Origin of the sequence: Jidongwangia harbinensis, assembly GCF_020216025.1 — a bacterium.
GTDB lineage: Bacteria > Actinomycetota > Actinomycetes > Mycobacteriales > Micromonosporaceae > Actinoplanes > Actinoplanes harbinensis.
This window is the reverse complement of record NZ_JAIWNC010000086.1, coordinates 1-6,057: the sequence shown is the minus strand read 5'-3', so window position 1 is coordinate 6,057 and position 6,057 is coordinate 1. Positions and strand designations below refer to the sequence as shown.

Here is a 6,057-nt window from a genome sequence, read left to right as displayed (position 1 = left end):
CCGGCCAGCGCCCGCAACGCGGCGAACCACAACTCCGCCAAGCTGCGTACCTCGGCCTCGTCCACCAACCGGCCGGCGAAACTCCAGTTGGCCCGCAGCTCCAGACCACCGTCGCCGTCGAACGCCAGCGCGTTCAGCTCGACCACGTGCGCCAGCCGCATGTCCGGGTTCACTCCGCCGATGCCGGCGCCGTCCGGCAGCACCGCGAACGCGCCCTGCTGCGGTTCGCTCCACCGGCCCAGGTAGTTGAAGCCCAGTTCGGCCCGGCCGGCCGGAGCGAGCCGGGTACGGGTCGCCGGGTTCAGGTAGCGCAGCAGCCCGTAGCCGAGGCCGTCGTCCGGGATCCGGCGCAGCTGTTCCTTGACGTGCTTGAGCACCACGCCGGCCGCCGGGCCGCCGGCCCACGCCGACGCCCGGTCGAACGCGCCGACGTCCAGGCGCACCGGGTACAGGGTGGTGAACCAGCCCACCGTCCGGGACAGGTCCATGCCCGGCGCGAGATGGTCCTGGCGGCCGTGGCCCTCCAGGTCCACCACGAACGGACCGCCGACGCCGCCGCGCCCGCGCTGCCACTCGTCGACGGCCAGCGCCAGCCCGGCCAGCAGCACGTCGTTGACGCCCGCGTGGAACACCCCGGGGACCCGGGTCAGCAGCGGCACCGTCACCGACGACGGCAACACCATCGACACCCGGCCCGCGGTCGCATGGGTGTCCTCCGGGCTCAGGTCGCCGAGGCCCACGCCGGTCCGGCCGCCGGCCACCACCGACTGCCAGAGCGGCAACTGGTCCACCCAGCGGGGCGACACCGCCTGCTCGTTCAGCCACGACGCCCACCGCCGGAAGGACGTGCCCACCTGCGGCACCGCCACCGGCCCGGTGCCGGCCTGCTGGTACGCCGACACCAGGTCGGGCACCAGCACCCGCCAGGACACCCCGTCCACCGCGAGGTGGTGCACCATCAGCAGCAGGCGCCCGGTCCCCTCCGGGCCGGCGTCGAAGAACACCGCCCGCACCATCACTCCGGCGGCGGGCGCCAGCTCCTCGCGGGCGGCGACCGCTCCGGCCGCGACGGCCTCGTCGACGTTCGCCGCGGACAGGCCGGCCACGTCGACCCGGGACAGCACCGTGTCCGCGGAGACCGAGCCCACCGGCTCCACCCGCAGGGCCCAGCCGGACGGCTCGTCCCGCAGGCGCAACCGCAGCGCGTCATGCCGGTCCAGCAGCGCCTGCAGCGCGGCCCGCAACCGGTTCCCGTCGGTGGCCGCGGGCATCGACAGCACCAGCGACTGGACGAAGCCGTCGACCGGCCCGCCCGTCTCGGCCAGCCACGACACGATCGGCGTCAGCGGCACGTCGCCGACGCCGACATCCGGTGCCACCGGTCCGGAGTCGTTCACCAGCCCGGCGAGCCGGGCCACCGTCTTGCCCTCGAACACGTCCCGCGCGGACAGCACCACGCCCGCGGCGCGGGCCCGCGACACCAGCTGGATCGACATGATGCTGTCGCCGCCCAGGTCGAAGAACGAGTCGTCGACGCCCACCTCGGCCACGCCCAGCACCTCGGCGAACAGTCCGCACAGCAGTTCCTCGCGCCGGTCGCGCGGCCGGCGGCCACCGCCGGCCGCGGTCATCTCCGGCGCGGGCAGCTTGGCCCGGTCCACCTTGCCGTTGACGGTCAGCGGGAACTCGTCGACCACCACGACGGCGGCCGGCACCATGTAGTCCGGCAGGCGCTCGGCGAGGAACGACCGCACCGCGCCGGCGAGCGCACCGGCCTGGCGCGGCGCCAGCGGATCGTTGGTGTACTTCGCGGGCGGCAGCAGCGCGTCCCGGCTCGCCGGGTACACGTCGGTGTAGGCCGGAGCCCCGCCGGCCGGCACGAACACCACGTCGATCCGGTCCGGAGCGGTCCTCGACCAGGTCACCAGCGCCTCCCGGCCGTGCCGCCGGGCCACCGCGTGGAACTCCTCCGGGTCGATTCCGGGCGGTTCCGGGGCGTCCCCGATCGCGGACAGCGAGGCGCCGTCGGTCAGCAGCCGCGCCGTCGCGGCCTCGCCGGCGACCCGGGCGTTCGGTACGCCGGCCAGCCGCAGCACCGACGACCCCGGCAGCAGTTCCGCCACGCCGGCCACCGACCGGACCTGCGAGCCCCAGGTCACCACCGGCACGTCCGCGAGCCGGGTCGCCGCCGCCGGGGCACGGTGCACGACCGCGTCGTAGCGGTAGCGCGTCAGTTCGTTGTGGTGGGCGCCGCGCTTGAGCCGCAGGTCGACGCCGGCGATCAGCGGTTCCTCGGCCGCCAGTGAGGCGAAGAAGTCCGGGTCGACGAGCAGTTCCCGTTCCGCGGACCGGGCGTGGTCCGCCGCCGCCCGTACCAGGGACGCCTCCCGGGTTCCCGCCTGGCGTACCTGGGCCGTCGCGTGCAGCGCGTCGAGCAGGCGCGGGTTGCGCACGTCGCCGAGGAACAGCCGGCCGCCCGGGGCGAGCAGCCGCAGCGCCTTGCGGACCACGTCGGCCAGGTAGTTCCCGTCCGGGAAGTACTGCAGCACCGAGTTGACGACGACCGTGTCGAAGTAGTCGGTGGGCAGGCCGGTGGTGTCGTGCGCGGGACGGCACCGCAGGCTCACCCGGTCCCGCAGGTCCGGGCGTTCGTCGAGCATCCGGTTCATCTCGTCGACCGCGGTCTGCGACACGTCCGTGCCCCAGTACGTCTCGCAGTCGGGGGCGATCTTCGACAGCAGCAGGCCGGAACCGAAGCCGATCTCCAGGACCCGGCGCGGTGCCAGGTCCCGCAGCCGCTGCACGGTCGCGTCCCGCCATTCCCGCATCTCCGGCAGCGGGATCGGCTCGCCGGTGTACGTGCTGTTCCAGCCGACGAAGTCCTCGCCGAAGGTGCGGCGGCGGCCTTCGGTGTACAGGCTGTCGTACACGGTCTGCCAGTCGCCGACGTGTTCCAGCGGCAGGTCCGTCGCCGCGGCGTCGTCCGCCCGGGCCGGTGTCACGTACCCGGCCAGCCGCGCCTCACCGGCCGGTGAGCGGCGGACCGTCACCAGGGCCCGGCCGACGCCGGGGTGGGCCAGCATGGCGGCCTCGATCTCTCCGGTCTCGATCCGGAAGCCGCGGATCTTCACCTGGTCGTCGGCCCGCCCGACGAACTCGAAGCCGGTGCCGGGCAGCCAGCGGACCCGGTCGCCGGTGCGGTACATCCGGCTGCCGTCCGGGCCGAACGGGTCGGCCACGAAACGGGTCGCGGTGAGACCGGGCCGCCCCAGGTACCCGCGCGCCAGACCCGGGCCGGCCACGTACAGCTCGCCCGCGATGCCCGGGCGGACCGGGTGCAGTGCGGCGTCCAGCACGTACATCCGCAGGTCCGGGATGCCGCCGCCGACGAGGCTGCGGGCCTGCCCGTCCGCCGTCCGGGCGGTCAGTGCCTGGTACGTGACGTGCACCGTCGTCTCGGTGATCCCGTACATGTTGACCAGGACCGGGGCGTCGTCCGGGTGCCGCGCGTACCAGCCGGCCAGGCGGCGCAGGTCGAGCGCCTCGCCGCCGAACACGACCCGGCGCAGGGACAGCGGGCGACCGGTCTCCGGCCGCTCGGCGTCGGCCTGGACGAGCTGGTAGAAGGCCGACGGCGTCTGGTTGAGCACGGTGACCCGCTCGTCGGCCAGCAGCTCCAGGAACGTCTCCGGCGACCGGCTGGTCTCGAACGGGACCACGACCAGGGTTCCGCCGTACAGCAGCGGGCCCCACAGTTCCCAGACCGAGAAGTCGAACGCGAACGAGTGGAACAGCGTCCACACGTCGTCGGCGCCGAACGAGAACCAGTGTTCGGTCTGGGCGAAGAGCCGGACGACGTTGCGGTGCGAGACCACCACACCCTTGGGCCGGCCGGTCGATCCGGAGGTGTAGATGGTGTACGCCGGGTGGTCCGGCCGCAGCACGGCGGTCCGTTCGATGGCGGCGAGGTCGGTGTCCGGCCGGGCGGCGACGGCGGCCGCGGTGGCCGCGTCGTCGAGGCGGAGCACCGTGGCGTCGATGCCGGTCAGCCGGGCCGCCAGGTCGCCGGTGGTGAGGACGGTCCGGGGCCGTGCGTCGGCCAGCATCAGGTTGATCCGTTCGGCCGGGTAGCCCGGGTCGATCGGCAGGTACGCGGCGCCCGCCTTGAGCACCGCCAGCAGCGCGACGACCAGGTCCGCCGACCGGGTCAGGGCCACCGCCACGTGGTCCTCCGGCCCGGTGCCGCCGGCGACCAGGTGCCGGGCGAGCCGGTTGGCGCGGGCGTTCAGTTCCCGGTAGGAGAGTCCGGCGCCGGCGTGGCGCAGCGCGGTCCGCTCCGGGGTACGCCGGGCCTGCTCCTCGAAGAGCCGTGGCAGCGTGGCGTCCTCGTCCCGGGTGGCCGGCCGGGGCGCCGCGTCGTTCCAGCCGGCCAGCAGCCGGTCGGTGTCCCGTTCGCCGAGGACGGCGAGGCTGCCCACCGGGCGGTCGACGTCGGCGGCGATCGATCGCAGCACGTCGAGGAACCGGTCCGCGGCCGCCTCGACGGTCTGCGGGTCCAGCACGTCGGGCCGGTACCGCAGGTGGAACCGGAAGGCGTCGCCGGGCACCGCGACCAGGCCGATGGCAAAGTGGGTGGAGTCGCTGATCCGCTGGCCGGACAGGCGCAGGCCGTTGCCGCGGGCGGCGGCGTCGAGCGCGGAGACGTCCACCGGGTAGTTCTCGAACATGATCGACGTGTTGAACATGTCGGTGTGTCCGGTGGTCCGCTGGATGTCGATGAGGCCGAGGTGGTGGTGGTCGAGCAGCCGGGTCTGGTCGTCCTGGAGCCGGGTGAGCAGGCCGTGCAGGGTCTCCCCGGGCTGCAGCCGCAGGCGGAGCGGGAGGGTGTTGATGAACAGGCCGATCATGTCCTCGACGCCGCCGAGTTCGGCGGGACGGCCGGCGACGGTGACGCCGCAGACGATGTCGTGCTGCCCGGTGAGGTGGCTCAGGATCACCGCCCAGGCGCCCTGGACGACGGTGTTGAGCGTGACGCCGAGCTGCCGGGCGCGGGCCGCGATCGCCGCGGTGTCCGTCTCGTCGAGGGCGAAGGTGAGCCGGCTCTCCACGGCGGCACCGGCGGCCTGCTCCGGCGCCTCGAGGTGGGTGGGTTCGGCGAGGTCGGCGAGGGCGTCGCGCCAGGCCTCCTCGGCGGCGGTCTGGTCCTGGTGGGCCAGCCAGCCCAGGTAGTCCTGGTAGGGCCGGACCGCCGGAACGTCGGCGTTCGCCGGGTCGGTGATCGCGCGGTACAGGGTCAGCAGATCGCGGAACAGCAGCGGACGCGACCAGCCGTCCAGCAGGATGTGGTGGTTCGTCATGACCAGCCGGTACCGCTGGTCACCCAGCCGGATCAGCAGGAACCGCAGCAGCGGCGCCGCGTCCAGCCGGAACGGCCGGGCGTGTTCCTCCTCCTCCAGCTGGCGGACGGCGGCTTCCTGGACGGCGCCGGTGAGGTGGGTCAGGTCCTCGGACCGCCAGGGCAGCTGGGCGCTGCCGGTGATCACGGCGACCGGCTGGGACAGTCCGTCGTGGTGGAAGCTCGCCCGCAGGTTCGGGTGCCGCTGCAGCAGCCCGGTGGCGGCCGCCCGCAGCGCCGCGGTGTCCAGCGCACCGTCCACGTCGAACGCGAGCTGCATGGTGTACGCGCCGGAGTCGTCGTAGACGTCGTGGAACAGCAGTCCCTTCTGCAGCGGGGCCAGTGGCAGCACTGCTTCCAGGCCCGGAAGGCGTTCGCCGAGCGCGGCCAGTTCGCCGTCGGCGAGCGACACCGGTGCCGGGTACGACGTGACCTCGGCGGACACGCTCCGGCAGACGGGAGCGAGCCCGGCAACGGTGCGTTGGGTGAACACGTCGCGGGCGGTGAAGCCGAGTGCGGCGCGGCGGGCCCGGGCAACCAGCTGGATCGCCATGATGCTGTCGCCGCCGAGGTCGAAGAACGAGTCCTCCACCCCGACCTCGGGCAGTCCCAGCACCTGAGCGAACAGCCCGGCCAGGACCTCCTCCCGCGCGTCGCGCGGT

The 6,057-nt window shown here is 74.0% G+C and carries 1 protein-coding gene; it reads right to left on the bottom strand.

The window, feature by feature from the left end; all coding sequences use genetic code 11:
• Nucleotides 1–6,057 (bottom strand): non-ribosomal peptide synthetase (locus tag LDL48_RS42965; protein WP_225260972.1); only part of this gene is annotated, 6,057 nt, incomplete at both ends.